This is a genomic window from Pseudomonas sp. B21-019 (assembly GCF_024749225.1).
Classification (GTDB): Bacteria; Pseudomonadota; Gammaproteobacteria; order Pseudomonadales; family Pseudomonadaceae; genus Aquipseudomonas.
The window spans coordinates 596,419-616,952 of the sequence record NZ_CP087193.1 but is presented as its reverse complement, the minus strand read 5'-3'; the positions used below and the strand labels follow the sequence as shown (position 1 = coordinate 616,952).

Here is a 20,534-nt window from a genome sequence, read left to right as displayed (position 1 = left end):
TTCCTCCAAAAAAACACATACCCACGTGGGGTCTGCGCTACTCCAATGGCATCACTGTCACCCGAACTTCGGGATCATGGCTGCCGCCGCCCAGAATCACCCCACGCAACGGCGACACATCGGAAAAATCCCGGCCCCAGGCCAGGGTGATGTGCTCCAGCGCCGGTTGCACATTGTTGGTCGGGTCAAAATCCACCCAACCCAGCACCGGGCAAAACACCGACACCCACGCATGCGACGCATCGGCGCCGATCAGCCGTGGCTGGCCCGGTGGGGGCTGTGTCAGCAGATAGCCGCTGACGTACCGCGCCGCCAACCCACGGGAGCGCAGGCAAGCGAGCATCAAATGCGCGAAGTCCTGGCAAACCCCACGACGCCTCTCCAGCACTTCCACCAACGGCGTCGCCACTTGGGTCGCCTCGGCGTCGAAGGTGAACTCGCTGAAGATCTTCTCCATCAACGCTTGAACACCCAGCAGCAATGGCCGGCCAGCAGGAAAGCAACTTTCGGAGAACTCGACGAAACTGCGCTTCAAATGCACGTAGGGCGATTCGAACCGATAACGGCAGGCTTCCAGCAACGCAGGCGAGAGTGGCTGACTGCTGTAGGTCAGCGCGTTGCAGGTCGCTTCCCAGGCCGGTGATTGATTGAAGTCCAGTGACGGCCGTTCCAGCACTTCGACGGTGAGCCGAGCGTTGACCAGCAACTCATCGTGGGGGCGCTCGAACGCCAACCGGGTCAGCGGATTGCCGAACACATCCAGCTCATCCCGGCGTGAAGTCGGCTGGGGACTGATCTGCAACTGCTGTTCGGTACAGCGCTGCCAGGCACAGGCGCGCGGCCACAGGTGCGCCAGTTGCTGGGCCAGGGATACCGGGCTGTCGTAGTGATAATGGGTGTCGTGGAAAATCTGGTAATGGGCACTCATCAGACGGACACCGTGCGCTGGCTGACATCATCGACATGGGCGAAATGGCGCAAGGCCAGGCGATCCGACACCTGTCCGCTGGCATCGGCGATCTCTTGCAGCAGATCTGCCAGCCCCTCTAAGGCGGCGTGAACACTGGCCTCGCCGAACAGCGAGTTCTCCAGGCAGCCCAGATCGAAGTGCACCAGCCGCTCCACCAACTGCAGCAGACCCGTTTCGCGCGGCGCGCCGAAGTCGTCGTTCAAGCGCTTCAACGTACGGGTCACCAGTTTCAACTGGAACAGCACCGCGTGCGGGTTCTGCTCGTCGAGCAGCAGCAGGTCGAGCACCGGGATCAATTGCGCCACCGCCAGGTACCGCGATCGGTAGGTGATGCTGCTGTTACCCAGTTCCAGCAGCCACTCCAGCCCGGCCTGATCGAAAGCCCCTGCGCCGCGCAAAAACGCCGCCAGACTGCCGCTGAGAAATTGCAGCCGTTCGATTCGCCGACCGATCATCAGGAAACGCCAGCCCTCATCCCGGGTCATGTCGTCGAGGGCAAAACCGGACAGCGCCGCCAGCGACATCACCAACCGATTGAGGAAGTCCAGCAACTCGCCGAAATCCGGCTCTTCGGTTTCCAGCCCCATAGCCTCGCGCTGCAACTCCACCAGCGCTTGCCAGTTCTCTCGCGAGAGCTTGCCGCGTACTTGCGACGCCGCCCACTGCAAACGCTGCAGATTGGAGCGCAGGCTGAACGGCCAATCATCGCCGAGCAGCGCCGCCAGCAATCGTTCCGGCAACTCACCCTCCTCCGGCAACAGATTCAGGCGTTCACCGAGATCGACCGCCGCCTCCAGGGCTTGCGGGTCATCGCCATCGACATAGCGCGCGAGCATGACCCTCAGTAGCCGCGCGCTGTCATCGCAGCGCTCGCAGTAACGGCCGAACCAGAACAGATTCTCGACCACCCGCGATGGCAGATACGGATCACGGCGCACCAGATCGTGAACGCCAATGTTGCGCTGGGCTTTCCATTGTTCGCCGCTGGGCGGGTGATCGCCCAATACCCAGGTGTCCTTGCTCGCACCGCCGCGCTGCATCGACACCGCTTCGGCATCGGCCTCGGCGGCAACCCGGGTCAGGCCACCGGACAGCACTCGATAACCCTCCCGACTGGCCACCGCATACACGCGCATGCCGATGGCTCGCGGTTGCAACTGTCCGCCTTCGGCCTGCCAGATCGGCGCCTGGGACAGTTGCGCCAATTCTTGCGCAACATAGGCATAAGGCCGTGCCTGCATGCGCTCGGCCAGAGCCTGGCGCTGTTTTTCACTCAAATCACGCCCAAACACCGGTGCGAAGCTCTGCGACGGAAATGCTGGTTTGATCAACAGTTCCGGCAGTTTCTCCAAGGCCTGGGCCAGCACCGGCGCTTCGCCGCACCACCAGGTTGCGATGGACGGCAGGATCAATTCTTCGCCGAACAGGAATTGATTGATTCTCGGCAGGAAGCCCAGCAAACCCGGCGACTCCAGCACACCGCTGCCGAGGGCGTTGGCCACCAACACCCGGCCCTGACGCACCGCTTCGAGCAGCCCCGGCACGCCAAGGGCCGAGTCGGTGCGCAGCTCCAGCGGGTCGCAGAAATCATCGTCGAGCCGACGCATGATCGCGTGAACCCGACGCAGCCCGCTCAAGGTCTTCAGGTACACCGTGGCATCACGGACGGTCAGATCACCGCCTTCCACCAGTGGATAACCGAGCTGACGAGCCAGGTACAAGTGCTCGAAATAGCTTTCATTGAAACGCCCCGGTGTCAGCAGGACCACCAGTGGCGCTTCATCGTCGCTCGGCGCCTGCCGGGCGAGTGTTTCCTGAAGTGTGCGGAAGAACCCGGACAGGTGCCGCACCTTCAAGTCGCGGTACAACTCGGGGAACGCTCGGGACACGATGGTGCGGTTTTCCAGGGCGTAACCGGCACCGGATGGCGCTTGAGTGCGGTCGGCGGTCACCCACCAGCGACCGTCAGGCGTGCGCGCCAGATCCACCGCATACAGATGCAGAAAAGCCCCGTCGGGCGGGGCAATGCCCTGGCAAGGCCAGAGGAAGTTGTTATGACCGAACACCAGTTCAGCCGGCAGCAGGCCTTCGGCGATCAAGCGTTGAGGACCGTACAGGTCCGCCAGCACAGCATTGAGCAAACGCGCCCGTTGAGCGATCCCGGCCGATAACTGCTGCCACTCATCGGCTGCAATCACATGAGGCAACAAATCCAGCTCCCACGGCCGATCGGCGCCCTTGGGGTCGGCGTAGACATTGTAGGTCACGCCGTTTTCCTGAATCTGCCGGGTCAGCAGCGCCTGACGCTGCACCAGTTGCGCTGGCGTGCTGCGTTGCAATTGATCGAACAGCCGCCGCCAGTGCGGGCGCACGGCGCCGCTGTTGTCGAGCAGTTCGTGATAGGTGCCCGCGGTCAACGGGTAGCGGTCAAGCAGGTCAGGCATGGAAAGCTCGGCAGACAGCAAAGAACGGTCAGACTAACGCAGGCTCATGACGCCCGGATAGACGAAAAATCCGAGCGTCGCGTACGGTTTAAAAACGTCGTAAATCGAGCGTCATCGGCAGCTCGTCGTTGATTTCCAGATTCGGTATCGGAAGTTTCCCTGGCGAGTGTCCGACGCGGAAGAAACGCGCCATCCGCCGGCTCTCGGCCTCATTGGCGTTCACCGGCAGGCTGTCGTAGTTGCGCCCGCCCGGATGGGCGACGTGGTACTGACAACCGCCCAGCGAGCGCCCCATCCAGGTGTCGAGCAAGTCGAACACCAGCGGTGCGTGGACCGGGATAGTCGGTTGCAGACAGTTGTACGGTTGCCAGGCACGGAAACGTACACCGGCGACGAACTCGCCGACCCGACCGGTAGGTTGTAACGGCACCGGGATGCCATTGCAGGTCAGCAGATAACGTTGCGGCGCCAACCCCGTCAGCTTGACCTGCAAACGTTCCAGGGACGAATCCACATAACGCACCGTACCGCCCGCGCTGCCCTCTTCGCCCAACACATGCCAGGGCTCCAGCGCCTGACGCAATTCCAGCTCGATGCCGCTGACGGCGTAGTCGCCGACCTTGGGAAAACGGAACTCCAGATGCGCCGCGAACCACTCTGCCCGCACCGGATAACCGGCGGCATTCAGGTCGACGATCACATCGGCGAAATCCTGCTCGATAAAGTGCGGCAGCAGGAACCGGTCGTGCAGTTCGGTGCCCCAGCGCGCCAGTTTCGGCGGCGCATAAGGCTCGCGCCAGAACCGCGCCACCAGCGCCCGCAACAACAACTGCTGAGCCAGGCTCATGCGTGCATGGGGCGGCATTTCAAAGGCTCGCAGTTCCAGCAAGCCGAGGCGTCCGGTGGCGCCGTCCGGTGAATAGAGCTTGTCGATGCAGAACTCGGCGCGGTGGGTGTTGCCGGTCACGTCGATCAGCAAATTGCGAAGCAAGCGATCCACCAGCCATGGCGGGCATTCTTCGCCTGGCGTCGGCATCTGGGCGAAGGCGATTTCCAGCTCATACAGCGAATCATTGCGCGCTTCGTCCACCCGCGGTGCCTGGGATGTCGGACCGATGAACAGCCCGGAAAACAGGTAGGACAGGGATGGGTGGTTATGCCAGTAGCTGATCAGGCTGCGCAGCAGGTCAGGACGGCGCAGAAACGGTGAGTCAGCCGGGGTCGCGCCACCCAGGACGAAATGGTTGCCGCCGCCGGTGCCGGTGTGCCGGCCATCGATCATGAACTTCTCGGTGGTCAGCCGGGTCTGGCGCGCCTCTTCATAAAGAAACTCGGTGCGTTCCACCAACTCGTCCCAGGTGGCGGACGGCTGGACGTTGACCTCGATCACGCCCGGATCCGGGGTAATGCGGAAGTTGCTCAGGCGCGGATCGCTCGGCGGTTCATAGCCTTCCAGCAATACCGGGCAATGCAGTTCCTCGGCGGTGGCTTCGATGGCGGCGACCAGCTCCAGGTAGTCCTCGACCCGCTCCAGTGGCGGCATGAACAGGTACAACCGACCTTCACGTGCTTCGGCGCAGAACGCGGTGCGGGTCAGCCAGTCGGCGGACTGGTCGATCTCGGGTACACGTTCGTCGGCCGTTTTCGGTTGAGCGTGATTCTGTAGCTGCTCGGTGTCCGGCAGCGCCGGGAAATCCTGATTCGGGTCCGTGGGGTGAATGAACGGGTACTCCGCGGCTTTCACCCAAGGCTGCGAACCGAGCGGCAAGCGATACCCCAGTGGCGAATCCCCCGGCACCAACCGGCAGTGTTCCTCGCGCAGGTACCAGCGACCGCTCTGCCATTGATCGCCCTTGGCGGTGCGCGCCAGCGGCAGGACCTGACCGATGACCTTGTCCAGGCCTTGACTGAAGACTTTGCGCAGGCGCGCACGCTCCAAAGGTTCTTCCAGGCGTGAGTCTTCAGCGCTGACGTTCTGCGGTAAGGCGCCTTCACGCCAGAGGTAATAGAAATTGTCTTCGTAGGCCGGGAACACGAAGCGTGTCGGAATTTTCAAGCGTTCGGCGACGCTCGCCAGAAAACGCCCGGCCAGTTCACCATCGGCGCCGTAATCTTCCTGCTCATCGGCAATCAGCGCGCTGTTATGCCAGATCGGCACGCCATCGCGGCGCCAATAGCAGTTCAGCGACCAGCGCGGCAGTTGCTCGCCGGGGTACCACTTGCCCTGACCGAAATGCACCAGGCCCTTGGGCGCGTAATGCTTGCGCATGCGCTGGAACAGTTCGGCGGAGAGGCGCCGCTTGTCTGGCCCGAGCGCGGCGGTGTTCCACTCGGCGCCGTCCGGGTCATCAATGGAAACGAATGTCGGCTCACCGCCCATGGTCAGGCGCACGTCGCCTTCGAGCAAATCGGCATCGATCTGCCGGCCCAACGCCTGAATCGCCAGCCATTGGTCTTCGGTGTAGGGTTTGGTAACCCTTGGCGCTTCCCAAATCCGCTCGACCGACATTTCGTGGGTGAATTCGCACTCGCACGGTTCCACCAAACCACTGATCGGTGCCGCAGAGGATGGGTCGGGACTGCACGCCAACGGAATGTGTCCTTCACCGGCAAACAACCCCGAGGTCGCGTCCAGGCCGATCCAGCCTGCACCGGGCAAATAGACTTCGCACCAGGCATGCAGGTCAGTGAAATCCACTTCAGTGCCCGAGGGACCGTCGAGGCTTTTGACGTCGGCGGTCAGCTGAATCAGGTAACCGGAAACGAATCGCGCCGCCAGGCCGAGGTTGCGCAGCAACTGCACCAACAACCACGCCGAGTCGCGGCAGGAGCCGGAAGCATGCTCGAGGGTGTATTCCGGGGTCTGTACGCCCGGCTCCATACGAATCAGGTAACCGATGTCTTCGCTCAGGCGCTGGTTGAGTGCGACGAGGAAATCCACGCTGGGCAGCGGCGTGCGGTCGATGCCGTCCAGATAGGCCTTGAATGTCGGCGTCAGGGGCAAGGTTTCCAGGTACGGCGCCAGCTCTTTGCGCTCATCCGCTGCATAGGCGAAAGGGATCTTCTCGGCGTAGGGCTCGAGGAAGAAGTCGAAGGGATTGAAGACTGCCATCTCGGCCAGCAGGTCGACCTCGATCCTCAGTTCATCGGTTTTCTCCGGGAACACCAACCGCGCCAGGTAATTGCCCTGAGGGTCTTGTTGCCAGTTGATGAAATGCTGCTCGGGCGAGACCTTCAGCGCATAGGACAGTATCCGCGTGCGGCTGTGGGCAGCCGGACGCAGGCGAACGATCTGCGGACCGAGCTCGACGGCGCGGTCGTAGCGGTAATGCGTGACGTGATGCAATGCGACATGAATCGACACGGCGTGCCTCCTGCGAGCCTTAAACTTATAGGAAAGCGCGCAAGACTTATGCCAGACAGCGGCGTTGGCGCTTTCTCCAATTGCTTGAGGCAGTACAGCACCAAAATCGGGCGATGCGGGAAATTGGTTTGGCGCAGTTGCACGCAAATGTGGCGAGGACGTGAATGTACGCGGTCTCTGTGGCGAGGGAGCTTGCTCCCGCTGGGGCGCGCAGCGGCCCTAAAAAACTGACGACTGCTTCGCAGCCGAACGGGAGCAAGCTCCCTCGCCACAATGAGATTCGTTGTTCCTGAAACGCAGAACGCCAACCCGAAGGTTGGCGTTCTGTTCAGCTCAAGCGACGTTTAGCGCGGTACAACCGGCTTGCGCGCAGGCTTCGGCCCCTTGCCTTTGGCCGCGTCCTTGCGCTCCTTGGCCGCCTGCTGGTTGCGGGCGAATGCCGCCGCCTTGGCCTGTTCACGCTTGTCCCACGGGTTGCCGCCATCGCTGGCACGCGGTGGCAGGCCGGTGTGCTGGGTCAGGATCTTGGTGGTCGTTTCCTTGGCCACTTTGTGGCTGCCGGCCGGCGTCGAGTTCTTGCGACGGGCGCTCTGGTAGCTGTCGGTCGCGGGCTGATGCAACGGGATCAACTGGTTCTTGCCCGGCCCGATCAGGTCGGCGCGGCCCATGCGGGTCAGCGCTTCACGCAGCATCGGCCAGCCTTTCGGGTCGTGATAACGCAAGAACGCTTTGTGCAGGCGGCGCTGCTCTTCGCTCTTGACGATGGTCACGCCGTCGCTCTTGTAAGTGACCTTGCGCAGCGGGTTCTTGCCCGAGTGGTACATCGCGGTGGCGGTGGCCATCGGCGACGGGTAGAACGCCTGCACCTGGTCGGCACGGAAACCGTTGCCCTTGAGCCACAGGGCCAGGTTCATCATGTCTTCGTCGGTGGTGCCCGGGTGAGCGGCGATGAAGTACGGAATCAGGTACTGCTCTTTCCCGGCTTCCTTGGTGTACTTCTCGAACATGCGCTTGAACTTGTCATAGCTGCCGATGCCCGGTTTCATCATCTGGTTGAGCGGACCTTCCTCGGTGTGTTCCGGGGCGATCTTCAGGTAACCACCGACGTGGTGGGTCACCAGCTCCTTGACGTACTCCGGCGACTCGACCGCGAGGTCGTAGCGCAGGCCGGAGGCGATCAGGATCTTCTTCACACCCGGCAAGGCCCGGGCGCTGCGATAGAGCTGGATCAGCGACGAGTGATCGGTGTTGAGGTTCGGGCAAATGCCTGGGAACACGCATGAAGGCTTGCGGCACGCGGATTCGATTTCCGGGGTCTTGCAGGCGATGCGGTACATGTTCGCGGTCGGGCCGCCGAGGTCGGAAATGACGCCGGTGAAGCCCGGGACCTTGTCGCGGATCTCTTCGATTTCGCGAATGATCGACTCTTCGGAACGGTTCTGGATGATCCGGCCTTCGTGCTCGGTAATCGAGCAGAAGGTGCAGCCACCAAAGCAGCCACGCATGATGTTCACCGAGAAACGGATCATCTCGTAGGCCGGGATCTTTTCCTTGCCGTACGCCGGGTGCGGAATGCGCGCATAGGGCATGCCGAACACGTAGTCCATTTCTTCGGTGGTCATCGGAATCGGTGGCGGGTTGAACCAGACGTCGACTTCGCCGTGCTTTTGCACCAGAGCGCGGGCGTTGCCCGGGTTGGTTTCCAGGTGCAGCACGCGGTTGGCGTGAGCGTAAAGCACCGCATCGCCACGGACTTTTTCAACCGATGGCAGACGAATGACGGTCTTGTCGCGAGTCATTTTCGGGCTGGCCAGGATCTGTACGACCTTGGCTTCTTCCGGATCTTCGACCGGTCCCTTTTCCTGCTCGATTGCGCAAGCCTGAGTGTCTTGGGTGTTCACGTACGGGTTGATGATCTTGTCGATCTTGCCCGGACGGTCGATGCGCGTGGAGTCGACTTCGTACCAGCCTTGCGGCGTATCACGACGAATGAACGCGGTACCGCGAACATCGGTGATGTCTTCGATCTTGTGACCGTAGGACAGGCGCTGGGCGACTTCGACGATCGCACGCTCGGCGTTGCCGTAGAGCAGGATGTCGGCGCAGGCGTCGATCAGGATCGAGTTGCGCACCCGATCCTGCCAGTAATCGTAGTGGGCGATGCGGCGCAGGGAGGCTTCGATGCCGCCGAGCACAATCGGTACGTGCTTGTAGGCTTCCTTGCAGCGCTGGCTGTAAACCAGACTCGCGCGGTCCGGACGTTTGCCCGCCAGGCCACCGGGGGTGTAGGCGTCGTCGGAACGGATTTTCTTGTCGGCGGTGTAGCGGTTGATCATCGAGTCCATGTTGCCGGCCGCGACACCGAAAAACAGGTTCGGCTCGCCAAGCTTCATGAAATCGTCTTTGGACTGCCAGTTCGGCTGCGCGATGATCCCGACGCGGAAGCCCTGGGCCTCCAGCAGCCGGCCGATGATCGCCATGCCGAACGACGGATGGTCGACGTAGGCATCACCGGTGACGATGATGATGTCGCAGGAATCCCAGCCGAGCTGATCCATCTCCTCCCTGCTCATGGGCAGGAATGGCGCTGGCCCGAAACATTCGGCCCAGTACTTGGGATAGTCAAATAACGGCTTGGCTGCTTGCATGTCGATAACCGGTGTTGGCTTTCATTGAATTTCGCGGGCGCGGAATATAGCACAAATTTTGACCAATTCCGACGGCTATGGTCGGAAATCGGTGGAGCTGTTTTCGCAAAAATCCCGGGGCTACATATAACCCTTGTGGCGAGGGGGCTTGCCCCCGTTGGGCTGCGAAGCGGCCCCCATAGTTTATCTGTGATACCGCAAATTCAGGATCTACGACTGCTTCGCAGCCGAACGGGGCGGTGCGGCGCTCCGACAAGCCCCCTCACCACAGAAGCCCTCGCCACAGTTATTCATCGTCGTCGAAGTTGTAGCTACCCGGCGCCAGGTTTTCAAATCGGGTGTATTTGCCGATGAAGGCCAGGCGGATAAAGCCGATCGGGCCGTTCCGCTGCTTGCCGATGATGATTTCGGCAATGCCTTTGTGTTCGGTTTCCGGGTGATACACCTCGTCCCGGTAAACGAACATGATTACGTCGGCGTCCTGCTCGATCGCTCCCGATTCCCGCAAGTCGGAGTTCACCGGGCGCTTGTTCGGGCGTTGTTCCAGGGAACGGTTGAGCTGGGACAGTGCCACCACCGGGCAGTTGAATTCCTTGGCCAGGGCTTTCAGGGACCGGGAGATCTCGGAAATCTCGTTGGTCCGGTTGTCACCACTGGACCCCGGGATCTGCATCAGTTGCAGGTAGTCGATCATGATCAGACCGATCTCACCGTGCTCACGCACCAGACGACGGGTCCGGGCGCGCATTTCCGAGGGGCTGATACCCGCCGTGTCGTCGATGAACAACTTGCGATCATTGAGCAGGTTGACCGCCGACGTCAGGCGCGGCCAGTCGTCGTCTTCCAGGCGACCGGCCCGGACCTTGGTCTGGTCGATGCGACCGAGGGACGACAGCATACGCATGATCAGCGATTCGCCTGGCATCTCGAGGGAGTAAACCAGGACAGCCTTCTCGCTGCGTAGCACGGCGTTTTCCACCAGGTTCATCGCAAAGGTGGTTTTACCCATGGACGGACGGCCGGCGACGATGATCAGGTCGGCCGGTTGCAGGCCACTGGTCTTCTCGTCGAGGTCGGTGTAACCGGTGGACAGGCCGGTGATCGAGTTATCGGTGTTGAACAAGGTGTCGATGCGGTCGATGGCCTTGGTCAGCAGGTCGTTGACGCTGACCGGGCCGCCGGTTTTCGGACGGGCCTCGGCGATCTGGAAGATCTGCCGTTCAGCCTCGTCGAGAATCTCGGCGGCGGTGCGGCCTTCAGGGTTGAAAGCGCTGTCGGCGATTTCGGTACTGATGCCGATCAACTGGCGCAGGGTTGCCCGCTCGCGAACGATCTGGGCATAGGCCTTGATGTTGGCGACGGACGGCGTGTTTTTTGCCAGTTCGCCAAGGTAACCGAGACCGCCGACCTGGGACGTCTGACCTTCCTTGTCCAATTGCTCGGCCAGGGTCACGACGTCGATCGGCTGGTTCTGGTCCGCCAGTTTGGCGATGGCCCGGAAGATCAGGCGGTGGTCATGCCGATAGAAATCGCCGTCGGAGACTTGATCGAGCACGCGCTCCCAGGCGTTGTTGTCCAGCATCAGACCACCGAGCACGGCCTGTTCGGCCTCGATGGAATGCGGCGGCACCTTCAGGGCAGCGGTTTGCAGATCGTATTGCTCGGGAGCGGAGATATCGTTCATGGCCACTTGGTTTATTCAGGAAAAGCAGGAGTTGTGAAAATCAGGAACTGCAGAAAGACAAAGGGCACGACCTGTAAACAGGATCGTGCCCGATGTTACCGGCAAGCACCCGAGGGTGCCAGCCGACAAGTACTGCTTAAGCTGCTACCACGACAACGCGTACGGTGGCTTCAACTTCGGCGTGCAGGTGCACGGCTACGTCGAATTCGCCTACGTTGCGGATGGTGCCGTTCGGCAGACGAACTTCGCTTTTTGCAACTTCAACGCCAGAGGCGGTCAGTGCATCAGCGATGTCGTGGGTGCCGATCGAACCGAACAGCTTGCCTTCGTCACCAGCGGTGGCAGTGATAGTCACTTCCAGCTCAGCCAGTTGGGCGGCGCGGCTTTCAGCCGATGCTTTACGGTCTGCTGCGGCTTTTTCCAGCTCAGCGCGACGCTCTTCGAACGCAGCCAGGTTGGCTGGGGTCGCAGCGGTAGCTTTGCCGTATGGCAGCAGGTAGTTACGACCGTAACCAGCCTTAACGTTCACTTTGTCACCCAGGTTGCCCAGGTTGGTGACTTTTTCCAGAAGGATCAGTTGCATGTGAAAATCCTCTTAACTTTTAACCTTCACCGTTCGCGCTATCGGCATCTTTCGGTGCCGAACGACCGCGAAAATCAATCAGGCTGTCGACGATGGCCAGAACCACCAGCAACGGATAGATCAGCTGCATGAACAGCAACAGCGTGACGTACAACCCCACCAGCCAGAATTTGGCCAGTCGCTTTTGCGCCACCAGCCCGTGAATCAGGGCCAGTCCGGCGAACACCAGCGGTACGCTGCACAACGGCGTCAACATGGCCATCTGCGGGCCAAGATTTGGCCCCAGAAGCATTAACGCCAGCAGCAACATCGCCGGTCCCAGCGGGATTCGGATGGCGCGAAACTCGCGACCAAAACCACCCGGGTTGTACAACAACGCCTGCCAGTAGCGCCCGACAATCAGGCTCAGCACACTGACGATTTGCAACAAGGCCGCAATCAGGCCGGTCAGGACCGGTGCAATCAGGGACGCAAAGCGCGCTTGCTCGTCTACCGACAATTGCTGGTAGACCTCACCGAGTAGCGACGGCATGACTTTTATCAAAGCCTGCGCCAGCATCTCGATCTGGGGCGCAAAAGCCGCCCCCAGCACCACTGAAAACACCAATCCCATCGCTATGCTGACCAGCAGCACGCGGTTCCAGGACTCGCTTGCGCGCAAAACCAACGCAAGGCTCGAAGACCCCAGCAGCACCAGAAGTGCCCGTGGGTCGTCGAAGAAAAGCCACCAGATCAACGCCGGCAGCAGTCCCAGAGCAAGTACGCCAACGGCGTCCTTCAATCCGCGCCGCAGGAGCACAAGGCATCCAGCGGCAGCACCCAACCAATACAACAACGGCAATGTTGCGCATCCGGCCACTACCAGAGTGGCCTGCATACGGCCGCGCATGATGAACTCAGCTAAGGCGCGCATGCATTCAATCCTTTGCTACGTGTCGACTGCCCGGTCTCAGCGGCCGTGGCTGTCGGTGTAGGCCAGCAGGGCCAGGAAGCGGGCGCGCTTGATAGCGGTGGCCAGCTGACGCTGATAACGTGCTTTGGTACCGGTGATGCGGCTTGGAACGATTTTGCCGGTCTCGGATACGTAAGCTTTCAGAGTGTTGAGATCTTTGTAATCGATCTCTTTCACGTCTTCAGCGGTGAAGCGGCAGAATTTACGACGACGGAAGAAACGTGCCATGTAATAGGCTCCTCAAAAGGTCCGTGGATTACTCGTCAGCGTTATCGCTGTTGTCGCTGTCATCACTGTCAACGCCTTCAGCGTCGGAGTGCTCAGGACGGTCGCGACGCTCACGGCGCTCACTGCGGTTTTCTTCAGCCTTGAGCATCTCGGATTGGCCGGTAACGGCTTCTTCGCGACGGATGACCAGGTTACGGATCACTGCATCGTTGTAGCGGAAGTTGTCTTCCAGCTCGGCCAGGGCCTTGCCAGTGCACTCAACGTTCAGCATCACGTAGTGAGCCTTGTGAACATTGTTGATTGCGTAGGCCAGTTGACGACGGCCCCAATCTTCCAGACGGTGGATTTTGCCGCCGTCTTCTTCGATCAGCTTGGTGTAACGCTCAACCATGCCGCCGACTTGCTCGCTTTGATCCGGGTGGACCAAAAAGATGATTTCGTAATGACGCATGAATGCTCCTTACGGGTTGTAGCCTGCCGCTCAAAAGCGGTCAGACAAGGAGTGAATGACACTTATGGACTTGCTTGCGATAGACACATGCGTGCCTGCCGTCACAGCAAGGGGCGCAATTGTAGAGAAGGGTCGAGGGAGGTGCAAGGCAATTGGTGATTATTTGAACAATCACCCGAACTAAAATCCGAACACCTGTAGGACTGTAGGACTGTAGGAGCTGTCGAGTGAAACGAGGCTGCGATCTTTTGATCTCGAAAAATCAAAGTCAAAAGATCGCAGCCTCGTTTCACTCGACAGCTCCTACAAGAGGAGTGTCAGGACTTTTTGGCGGTCCCGGCGGCTTTGACGCCGCGCTGGCGCAGCGCTTCGAACAGGCAGACGCCGGTGGCGACGGACACGTTGAGGCTGCTGACGCTGCCAGCCATCGGCAGGCGCACCAAATAGTCGCAAAGGTCGCGAGTCAGGCGGCGCATGCCGCTACCTTCGGCACCCATGATCAGGATGGTCGGGCCCGTCAGGTCCTGCTGATACAGATCCTGCTCAGCCTCGCCCGCCGTACCGACGACCCACAAGCCGCGCTGCTTGAGTTTTTCCAGGGTGCGCGCCAGGTTGGTCACGGCGACCAACGGAATCACTTCCGCCGCGCCACAAGCAACTTTTCGAACCGTCGGGGTCAGCGTGGCTGATTTGTCCTTCGGCACGATCACCGCCAGCGCGCCGGCCGCATCGGCCGAACGCAGGCAAGCGCCGAGGTTGTGCGGATCGGTCACACCGTCGAGCACCAGCAGCAACGGTGCGCCTTCGGTGCGATCGAGCAGCTCGTCGAGCATCGCCTCGCCCCAGACCTGGCTCGGGCTCACGTCCGCCACCACGCCCTGGTGCACGCCTTCAACCCAGGCATCCAGCTCACGACGCTCAGCCTGACCGACGGCCACGCGATTTTCGGCAGCGAGTTCGATCAGCGTCTGAACCCGCGGATCGCTGCGGCCTTCAGCCAGCCAGATCTGCTTGACGCGTTTTGGGTGGTGACGCAGCAACGCTTCTACCGCGTGCACGCCGTAGATCTTTTCCAACTGACTCATGACTTGGCCTTAGGTTTACGCGCCCCGCCGCTTCTGGCGGCTGGAGCGGAACCCGCTTTTGGCGGGCCTTTACGGTGTTTGCTCGGTTTGGCTGGCTTGCCGCCGGAGGCCTTTTCAGGCGCCGACCGCCCGGTCTTTCCCCCAGACGCCGCTTTACCGCCGCTTTTCGCTTCAGACAGCAATGCCTGTTTCATTTCACGACTTTTGCGCAACTCGGCATTTTTTGCCGCCGCATCGCTCGGACGATAGGCCTCGACGGCCTTTTCCTTGGCAGGACGACGCCCGGCCTTGGCCAGTACCGGCTCGGCAGCTGTTTTGATAGCAGGCGCTGCGGTTTCAGTGCCGCGCTTTTTGCGACCGATCGGTGCGCTGATGGTTTTTTCGGCCATCTCGAAGTCGATCTTGCGCTCGTCGAGGTCGACGCGCATGACGCGCACTTCAACAGTGTCGCCCAGGCGGAAGCTACGACCGGTACGCTCACCGGCGAGGCGGTGGTGTACAGGATCGAAGTGGTAGTAGTCGCCCGGCAGCGCGGTGACGTGCACCAGGCCTTCGACGTAAATATCGGTCAGTTCGACGAACAGGCCGAAACCGGTCACGGCGGTGATCACCCCCGGGAACGATTCGCCCACGCGGTCTTTCATGAACTCGCACTTGAGCCAGTTCACTACGTCGCGGGTCGCTTCGTCGGCACGACGCTCGCTCATCGAGCACTGCTCGCCGAGCTGCTCCAGGATCGCTTCGTCGTACGGATAGATCCGCGCTTTCGGAATGGTCATCGCGCCAGCACGGCGAACGTGCGGGGTGTCCATTTTCGAATGGATGACGCTGCGAATCGCCCGGTGCGTGAGCAAGTCCGGGTAGCGGCGAATCGGCGAAGTGAAGTGGGTATAGGCTTCGTAATTCAGGCCGAAGTGGCCCTGGTTATCGGCGCTGTACACCGCCTGGCTCAACGAGCGCAGCATGACGGTCTGGATCAGGTGGAAATCCGGACGATCCTTGATGCCCGCGAGCAAAGCCTGGTAATCCTTCGGCGACGGGCCGTCCTTGCCTTTGTGCAGGGACAGGCCGAGCTCGCCGAGGAAGGCGCGCAGTTTTTCCAGACGCTCCGGTGGCGGACCGTCGTGGACGCGATACAACGCAGGAATTTCGTGCTTTTTCAGGAATTCGGCGGTGGCCACGTTGGCCGCCAGCATGCATTCTTCAATCAGCTTGTGAGCATCGTTGCGAACGGTCGGACGGATTTCGGCAATCTTGCGCTCGGAACCGAAGATGATCCGGGTTTCCTGGGTTTCGAAATCGATCGCGCCACGCACGTGACGGGCCGCCAGCAGAACCTTGTACAGCGAGTACAGCTGCTTGAGGTGCGGCAGAACGTTGGTGTATTCACCACGCAGCTGACGCGCTTCGGTGACTTTTGGCGTCTCCAGCATGGTGCTGACCTTGTTGTAGGTCAGGCGGGCATGGGAGTGAATCACCGCTTCGTAGAAGCAGTAGTCGGTCATTTCGCCGGATTTGGAGATAGTCATCTCGCAAACCATGGCCAGGCGATCGACGTGCGGGTTCAGCGAGCACAGGCCGTTGGACAGCTGCTCAGGCAGCATCGGCACCACGCGCTCGGGGAAGTACACCGAGTTGCCGCGAACCTGGGATTCGTTATCCAGCGCCGAACCGATTTTCACATAGCTGGAAACGTCAGCGATCGCCACGTACAACTTCCAGCCACCGGAGAACAGGCGCAGCTTGCCCGGCTTGGCTTCGCAGTAGACCGCGTCATCGAAGTCGCGCGCATCTTCACCGTCGATGGTCACGAACGGCAGATGACGCAGGTCGATGCGCTTCTCTTTGTCTTTCTCTTCGACTTCAGGCTTGAGCTTGGCGGCTTCTTTCAAGACCGCTTCAGGCCAGACGTGCGGAATATCGTAGGTGCGCAGGGCAACATCGATTTCCATGCCCGGCGCCATGTAGTTACCCACCACCTCGACCACGTCGCCTTGCGGCTGGAAGCGTGGCGTCGGCCAGTGAGTGATCTTCACTTCGACGAACTGACCGATCTGCGCGTTGGCGTTGCGACCTGGCGTCACCAGCACTTCTTGCTGGATCTTCGGATTGTCCGCGACGACGAAACCGATACCGCCCTCTTCGAAGTAACGACCGACGATGCTCTCGTGGGCACGGGACACCACTTCGACAATCATGCCTTCGCGGCGACCGCGACGGTCGAGGCCGGAAACTCGTGCCAGGGCACGGTCGCCATCGAACACCAGGCGCATTTGCGCCGGGCTCATGAACAGGTCGTCACTGCCGTCGTCCGGGACCAGGAAGCCGAAACCGTCACGGTGACCGCTGATGCGGCCCAGGATCAGGTCGAGCTTGTCCACCGGCGCATAAGTGCCGCGACGGGTATAGATCAGTTGAGCGTCGCGCTCCATGGCGCGCAGGCGGCGGCGCAGGGCTTCGATCTGGTCTTCTGTGGTCAGACCAAACTCTTCGACCAGCTGCTCGCGGTTAGCAGGCGAACCTCGATCAGCAAGGTGCTGAAGGATCAGTTCGCGGCTAGGAATAGGGTTTTCATATTTTTCCGCTTCACGAGCGGCCTCGGGATCGAGGGACTGCCAATCGGCCATTAGAGAGTTTTCACCTTGTCTATATGCGGGTTAGTTTGGCATAGGCGTAATGAAACGGGAAATTTCAGGCTGTGACAGCCCATCTAAAGCCCTTTATCGACACCGCGAAGCTGATTTGAATGCCGTCGGTAAAATTTTCCAGGTTTTTTTGATGACAGGGGTTTACAGTTAAAAAGACGCTCCGTATAGTGCGCGCCATCGACGACGCACTAGCGCTGCCGATACTGCCCAGATGGTGAAATTGGTAGACACGCCAGCTTCAGGTGCTGGTGACCGCAAGGTCGTGGAAGTTCGAGTCTTCTTCTGGGCACCAATTTCGAGCTTGAGATTAGATCAATTTCAAGGCTCACACAAAAACCCGCGAAAGCGGGTTTTTGCATTCCAGGCTTCTGAATTATTAAAATTAAATCAGGGGTTTACAGATCAAAATGCTCTCCGTATAGTGCGCCACATCAACAGCGGCAACGCTGAAGATCATGCCCAGATGGTGAAATTGGTAGACACGCCAGCTTCAGGTGCTGGTGACCGCAAGGTCGTGGAAGTTCGAGTCTTCTTCTGGGCACCAATTCAAATTCAAGGTCACGATCTTGAATTTCACAAAAACCCGCGAAAGCGGGTTTTTGCGTTTCTGGCCTTTGAAGCCATCGCCGCCCTTTGTGGCGAGGGAGCTTGCTCCCGCTGGGCTGCGAAGCGGCCCCCTCATTCTTTCAGTCAAACCTTATTGCCCGGTTTTGCGACTGCTCCGCAGCCGAGCGGGAGCAAGCTCCCTCGCCACAGAAGTCTGCACCAGGCCCTCTAGCAAACCCTCACCCGCCCCGCAAGGCGCACTTGAGAAACAATATCGTTTATCATTGTTTCAAGTTTTTGCAATGCGACAGTGAGGAACCCTGCGAATGATGTTTCGAAATACCCTGCGCCGCGGCCTGACCATCACCCTCCTCGGCCTGACACTCGCCACGCCCCTCACCCAAGCCGCCGATCCGGTTTCCCTGACACTCTATAACGGTCAACACAAGGAAGTCGGCGACGCGGTCGCCAAAGCCTTCGAAGCCAAGACAGGGATTCACGTCAATGTGCGCAAGGGCAGCAGCAACCAGCTCGCCAGCCAGATCGTCGAAGAAGGCGATCGCTCCCCCGCCGACGTGATCTACACCGAAGAATCGCCACCGCTGAACAAGCTCGGCGAACAAGGCCTGCTGGCAAAAGCCGATGCCGCCACGCTTGAAGTCCTGCCCAAGGATTACGTTGCCGGTAATGGCACCTGGATTGGCATCACGGCACGGGTCCGGGTCGTCGCTTTCAACCCTAAACTGATCGACGAGAAAGACCTGCCCAAGTCAGTGATGGAGTTCTCCAATCCAAAATGGCAAGGCAAGGTCGGCTTCGTGCCTTCCAGCGGTGCCTTCCAGGAACAGGCCGTGGCGATTATCAAGGTCCACGGGATGGACGCCGCCGAAGAGTGGCTGACCGGCCTGCGCGCGTTCGGCAAGACCTACAGCAACAACATGGTTGCACTGAAAGCCGTGGAAAATGGCGAAGTCGCCACCGTGCTGGTGAACAACTATTACTGGTTCGCCTTGCAGCGTGAAAAAGGCCAACTCGACTCGAAACTGCATTACTTCACCGGTGGCGACGTCGGCGGACTGATCACCGTTTCCAGCGCTGGCGTACTGAAATCCAGCAAACATCCAAAAGAAGCCCAACAATTGCTCGCCTATATGGCCAGCGAAGAAGGTCAGCGCGTGATCACCCAGACCACCGCCGAATACCCACTGCACAAGGGTATGGCATCGGATCGCGGGCTCAAGCCATTCAGCGAACTGCAAGCGCCGAACGTCACGCCAGCCGACCTCGGCAACGCCGAAGAAGCCCTGGACCTGGAACGTGACGTTGGCTTGAACTGATGAGCACCTCGTTATCCGCCCCCGCCTCGCGTGGGGGCTACATGCCACGGCGCAAGCGGCCATCGATCTGGCTGCTGCTACCGGTTCTGCTGCTGGTGGTACTCAGCCTGTTGCCACTGGCCTATGTCGGTCTCAAAACCTGGCAAGCCGGCTGGGTCGAGGCACTGCATCTGCTGTGGCGGCCCTACGTGTTTGGCCTGCTGCGCAATACCCTGGCGCTGATGCTGGGCGTGACACTGGCCTGCGGTGTGATTGGCTTGTCACTCGCCTGGCTGCTGGAGCGCAGCAATCTGCCGGGACGGCGGTTATGGGGCGTGATTCTGTGCCTGCCGTTCGCGGTGCCGGCATTTGTCAGCAGCTTCACCTGGGTGTCCCTGAGCGCTCACTTCGAAGGGCTGGGTGGGGCGATTCTGGTGATGACGCTGTCCAAGTACCCGCTGATCTTTCTGCCGGTCGCGGCAACGCTGCGCAATCTCGACCCCTCTCTTGAAGAGTCTGCCCGCACCCTGGGGCAGAATCGTTGGGGTGTATTCTTCAAAATCACCCTGCCCCTGCTCTGGCCGTCACTGCTGGCCGGTTCACTGTTGATTGCGCTGCACATGCTGGTGGAGTTCGGCGCGCTGTCGATCATCGGCCTGCAAACCTTTACCACGGCGATCTATCAGCAGTTCGAACTGGAATTCAGCAACGCCAATGCAGCGATGCTTTCTGCGGTGTTGCTGGCGCTGTGCCTGGTGCTGCTATGGCTTGAGTTACGCGTGCGCGGCAAAGGCCGTCACGTACGCACCGGTCAGGGCGCTGCGCGACATGCGGAGCAGGTTCGCCTCGGGCCGTGGACGGCTGTGGGACAACTTTACTGCTTGCTGCTGGCGATCATCGGCAGCGGCATTCCACTGGGAATGCTGGCGTACTGGCTGATGGTGGGTTCCTCGGCAGCGTTCCCGGTGGCCGCGATCAGCGAGGCATTGCTCTCGTCGCTGGCGCTGTCGCTCGGTGGCGCTGCGCTGTGCCTGGTGCTGGCGGTGCCGGTGGGGTTGCTGGTGGTGCGCCATAAAGGCCGACTGGCAATCTGGGCCGAGCGCTTGCCGTATCTGCTGCATGCACTGCCGGGATTGGTGATTGCGCTGACCCTGGTGTATTTCGCCCTGCATTATGTGCCAGTGCTGTACCAGACCTCGGCGTTGCTGCTGATTGCCTATGCGCTGTTGTTTCTGCCACTGGCGCAGGCACCGATTCGCACTGCACTGAACAAGGCCGCGCCGCAATTGGAAGAAGCCGCACGCACGCTGGGGGCGTCGTCTTTCAGCGCGTTTTGTCGGGTGACCCTGCCCATCATCTTCCCCGCCCTGGGCGCTGCGTTTGCGCTGGTGTTTCTGGATGCAATGAAGGAACTGACGGCGACGCTGCTGCTGAGCCCGACCGGGCTCAATACTCTGGCGACGGAAGTCTGGGCGCATACCGCGAATGTGGAGTTCGCGGCGGCGGCGCCTTATGCGGCGTTGTTGATATTAGTGTCGGGATTACCGGTGTACCTGCTGACGACGCGGATGTATTTGAGCCGCTGATAAAGCAAAAGATCGCAGCCTTCGGCAGC

13 protein-coding genes and 2 tRNA genes are annotated in these 20,534 nt (G+C 60.5%); 4 read left to right on the top strand and 11 right to left on the bottom strand.

Features of this window, described 5'->3' with window-relative positions; translation table 11 throughout:
- Positions 1 to 37: 37 nt before the first annotated feature.
- From LOY36_RS02670 to rnr, 11 genes are all read right to left on the bottom strand, one after another.
- Positions 38 to 928, bottom strand: a complete 891-nt coding sequence (locus LOY36_RS02670) for a transglutaminase family protein (protein WP_019650681.1) — start codon at positions 926 to 928, stop codon at positions 38 to 40.
- Positions 928 to 3,414, bottom strand: coding sequence for a circularly permuted type 2 ATP-grasp protein (locus tag LOY36_RS02665; RefSeq protein WP_019650682.1), 2,487 nt, complete (start codon positions 3,412 to 3,414; stop codon positions 928 to 930). The genes LOY36_RS02670 and LOY36_RS02665 overlap by 1 nt, the downstream gene beginning before the upstream one ends.
- 88 nt (positions 3,415 to 3,502) lie before the next feature.
- The gene (locus LOY36_RS02660) at positions 3,503 to 6,778 is read right to left on the bottom strand and encodes a DUF2126 domain-containing protein (RefSeq protein ID WP_258672202.1); all 3,276 of its coding nucleotides are present in this window, start codon (positions 6,776 to 6,778) and stop codon (positions 3,503 to 3,505) included.
- A gap of 344 nt (positions 6,779 to 7,122) precedes the next feature.
- Positions 7,123 to 9,426: a YgiQ family radical SAM protein gene (locus LOY36_RS02655; RefSeq protein WP_258672201.1), complete on the bottom strand. Its 2,304-nt coding sequence runs from the start codon at positions 9,424 to 9,426 to the stop codon at positions 7,123 to 7,125.
- Positions 9,427 to 9,712: 286 nt separating this feature from the next.
- Complete coding sequence (gene dnaB, locus LOY36_RS02650; protein ID WP_019650685.1) at positions 9,713 to 11,110, bottom strand: replicative DNA helicase; 1,398 nt, start codon at positions 11,108 to 11,110, stop codon at positions 9,713 to 9,715.
- A 136-nt stretch (positions 11,111 to 11,246) separates the two neighbouring features.
- Positions 11,247 to 11,693 carry a 50S ribosomal protein L9 gene (gene rplI / locus LOY36_RS02645; protein WP_007939577.1) on the bottom strand — a complete coding sequence of 149 codons (447 nt, stop codon included), beginning with the start codon at positions 11,691 to 11,693 and terminating at the stop codon, positions 11,247 to 11,249.
- 19 nt (positions 11,694 to 11,712) lie between these two features.
- Complete coding sequence (locus LOY36_RS02640) at positions 11,713 to 12,606, bottom strand: hypothetical protein (RefSeq protein WP_019582207.1); 894 nt, start codon at positions 12,604 to 12,606, stop codon at positions 11,713 to 11,715.
- Between the two features lie 36 nt (positions 12,607 to 12,642).
- The gene (rpsR, locus tag LOY36_RS02635; protein ID WP_002551829.1) at positions 12,643 to 12,873 is read right to left on the bottom strand and encodes a 30S ribosomal protein S18; all 231 of its coding nucleotides are present in this window, start codon (positions 12,871 to 12,873) and stop codon (positions 12,643 to 12,645) included.
- Positions 12,874 to 12,901: 28 nt separating this feature from the next.
- Positions 12,902 to 13,324: a 30S ribosomal protein S6 gene (gene rpsF / locus LOY36_RS02630; protein WP_007939579.1), complete on the bottom strand. Its 423-nt coding sequence runs from the start codon at positions 13,322 to 13,324 to the stop codon at positions 12,902 to 12,904.
- A gap of 317 nt (positions 13,325 to 13,641) precedes the next feature.
- Complete coding sequence (gene rlmB, locus LOY36_RS02625) at positions 13,642 to 14,409, bottom strand: 23S rRNA (guanosine(2251)-2'-O)-methyltransferase RlmB (RefSeq protein ID WP_018928494.1); 768 nt, start codon at positions 14,407 to 14,409, stop codon at positions 13,642 to 13,644.
- Positions 14,406 to 17,036 (bottom strand): ribonuclease R, encoded by a 2,631-nt coding sequence (rnr, locus tag LOY36_RS02620; RefSeq protein ID WP_258672200.1) that lies wholly within the window; start codon positions 17,034 to 17,036, stop codon positions 14,406 to 14,408. Before rnr ends, rlmB begins: the two co-directional genes overlap by 4 nt.
- Positions 17,037 to 17,262: 226 nt before the next feature.
- Here rnr and LOY36_RS02615 point away from each other — a divergent pair.
- The 4 genes from LOY36_RS02615 (at position 17,263) to LOY36_RS02600 (ending at position 20,505) form a co-directional block, all read left to right on the top strand.
- A tRNA-Leu gene (locus LOY36_RS02615) sits at positions 17,263 to 17,349 on the top strand.
- Between the two features lie 165 nt (positions 17,350 to 17,514).
- Positions 17,515 to 17,601 (top strand) — tRNA-Leu (locus LOY36_RS02610).
- A 328-nt stretch (positions 17,602 to 17,929) separates the two neighbouring features.
- Positions 17,930 to 18,940 carry an extracellular solute-binding protein gene (locus LOY36_RS02605; protein WP_258672199.1) on the top strand — a complete coding sequence of 337 codons (1,011 nt, stop codon included), beginning with the start codon at positions 17,930 to 17,932 and terminating at the stop codon, positions 18,938 to 18,940.
- A complete protein-coding gene (locus LOY36_RS02600) occupies positions 18,940 to 20,505 on the top strand; it encodes an iron ABC transporter permease (protein WP_258672198.1) in 1,566 nt (521 codons plus the stop codon). Before LOY36_RS02605 ends, LOY36_RS02600 begins: the two co-directional genes overlap by 1 nt.
- Positions 20,506 to 20,534 lie beyond the last annotated feature (29 nt).

Coding starts and splice junctions, on each gene's coding strand:
- LOY36_RS02670 (WP_019650681.1), bottom strand. CDS start 928: ATGAGTGCCCATTACCAGATTTTCCACGACACCCATTATCACTACGAC.
- LOY36_RS02665 (WP_019650682.1), bottom strand. CDS start 3,414: ATGCCTGACCTGCTTGACCGCTACCCGTTGACCGCGGGCACCTATCAC.
- LOY36_RS02655 (WP_258672201.1), bottom strand. CDS start 9,426: ATGCAAGCAGCCAAGCCGTTATTTGACTATCCCAAGTACTGGGCCGAA.
- dnaB (WP_019650685.1), bottom strand. CDS start 11,110: ATGAACGATATCTCCGCTCCCGAGCAATACGATCTGCAAACCGCTGCC.
- rplI (WP_007939577.1), bottom strand. CDS start 11,693: ATGCAACTGATCCTTCTGGAAAAAGTCACCAACCTGGGCAACCTGGGT.
- LOY36_RS02640 (WP_019582207.1), bottom strand. CDS start 12,606: ATGCGCGCCTTAGCTGAGTTCATCATGCGCGGCCGTATGCAGGCCACT.
- rpsR (WP_002551829.1), bottom strand. CDS start 12,873: ATGGCACGTTTCTTCCGTCGTCGTAAATTCTGCCGCTTCACCGCTGAA.
- rpsF (WP_007939579.1), bottom strand. CDS start 13,324: ATGCGTCATTACGAAATCATCTTTTTGGTCCACCCGGATCAAAGCGAG.
- rlmB (WP_018928494.1), bottom strand. CDS start 14,409: ATGAGTCAGTTGGAAAAGATCTACGGCGTGCACGCGGTAGAAGCGTTG.
- rnr (WP_258672200.1), bottom strand. CDS start 17,036: ATGGCCGATTGGCAGTCCCTCGATCCCGAGGCCGCTCGTGAAGCGGAA.
- LOY36_RS02605 (WP_258672199.1), top strand. CDS start 17,930: ATGATGTTTCGAAATACCCTGCGCCGCGGCCTGACCATCACCCTCCTC.
- LOY36_RS02600 (WP_258672198.1), top strand. CDS start 18,940: ATGAGCACCTCGTTATCCGCCCCCGCCTCGCGTGGGGGCTACATGCCA.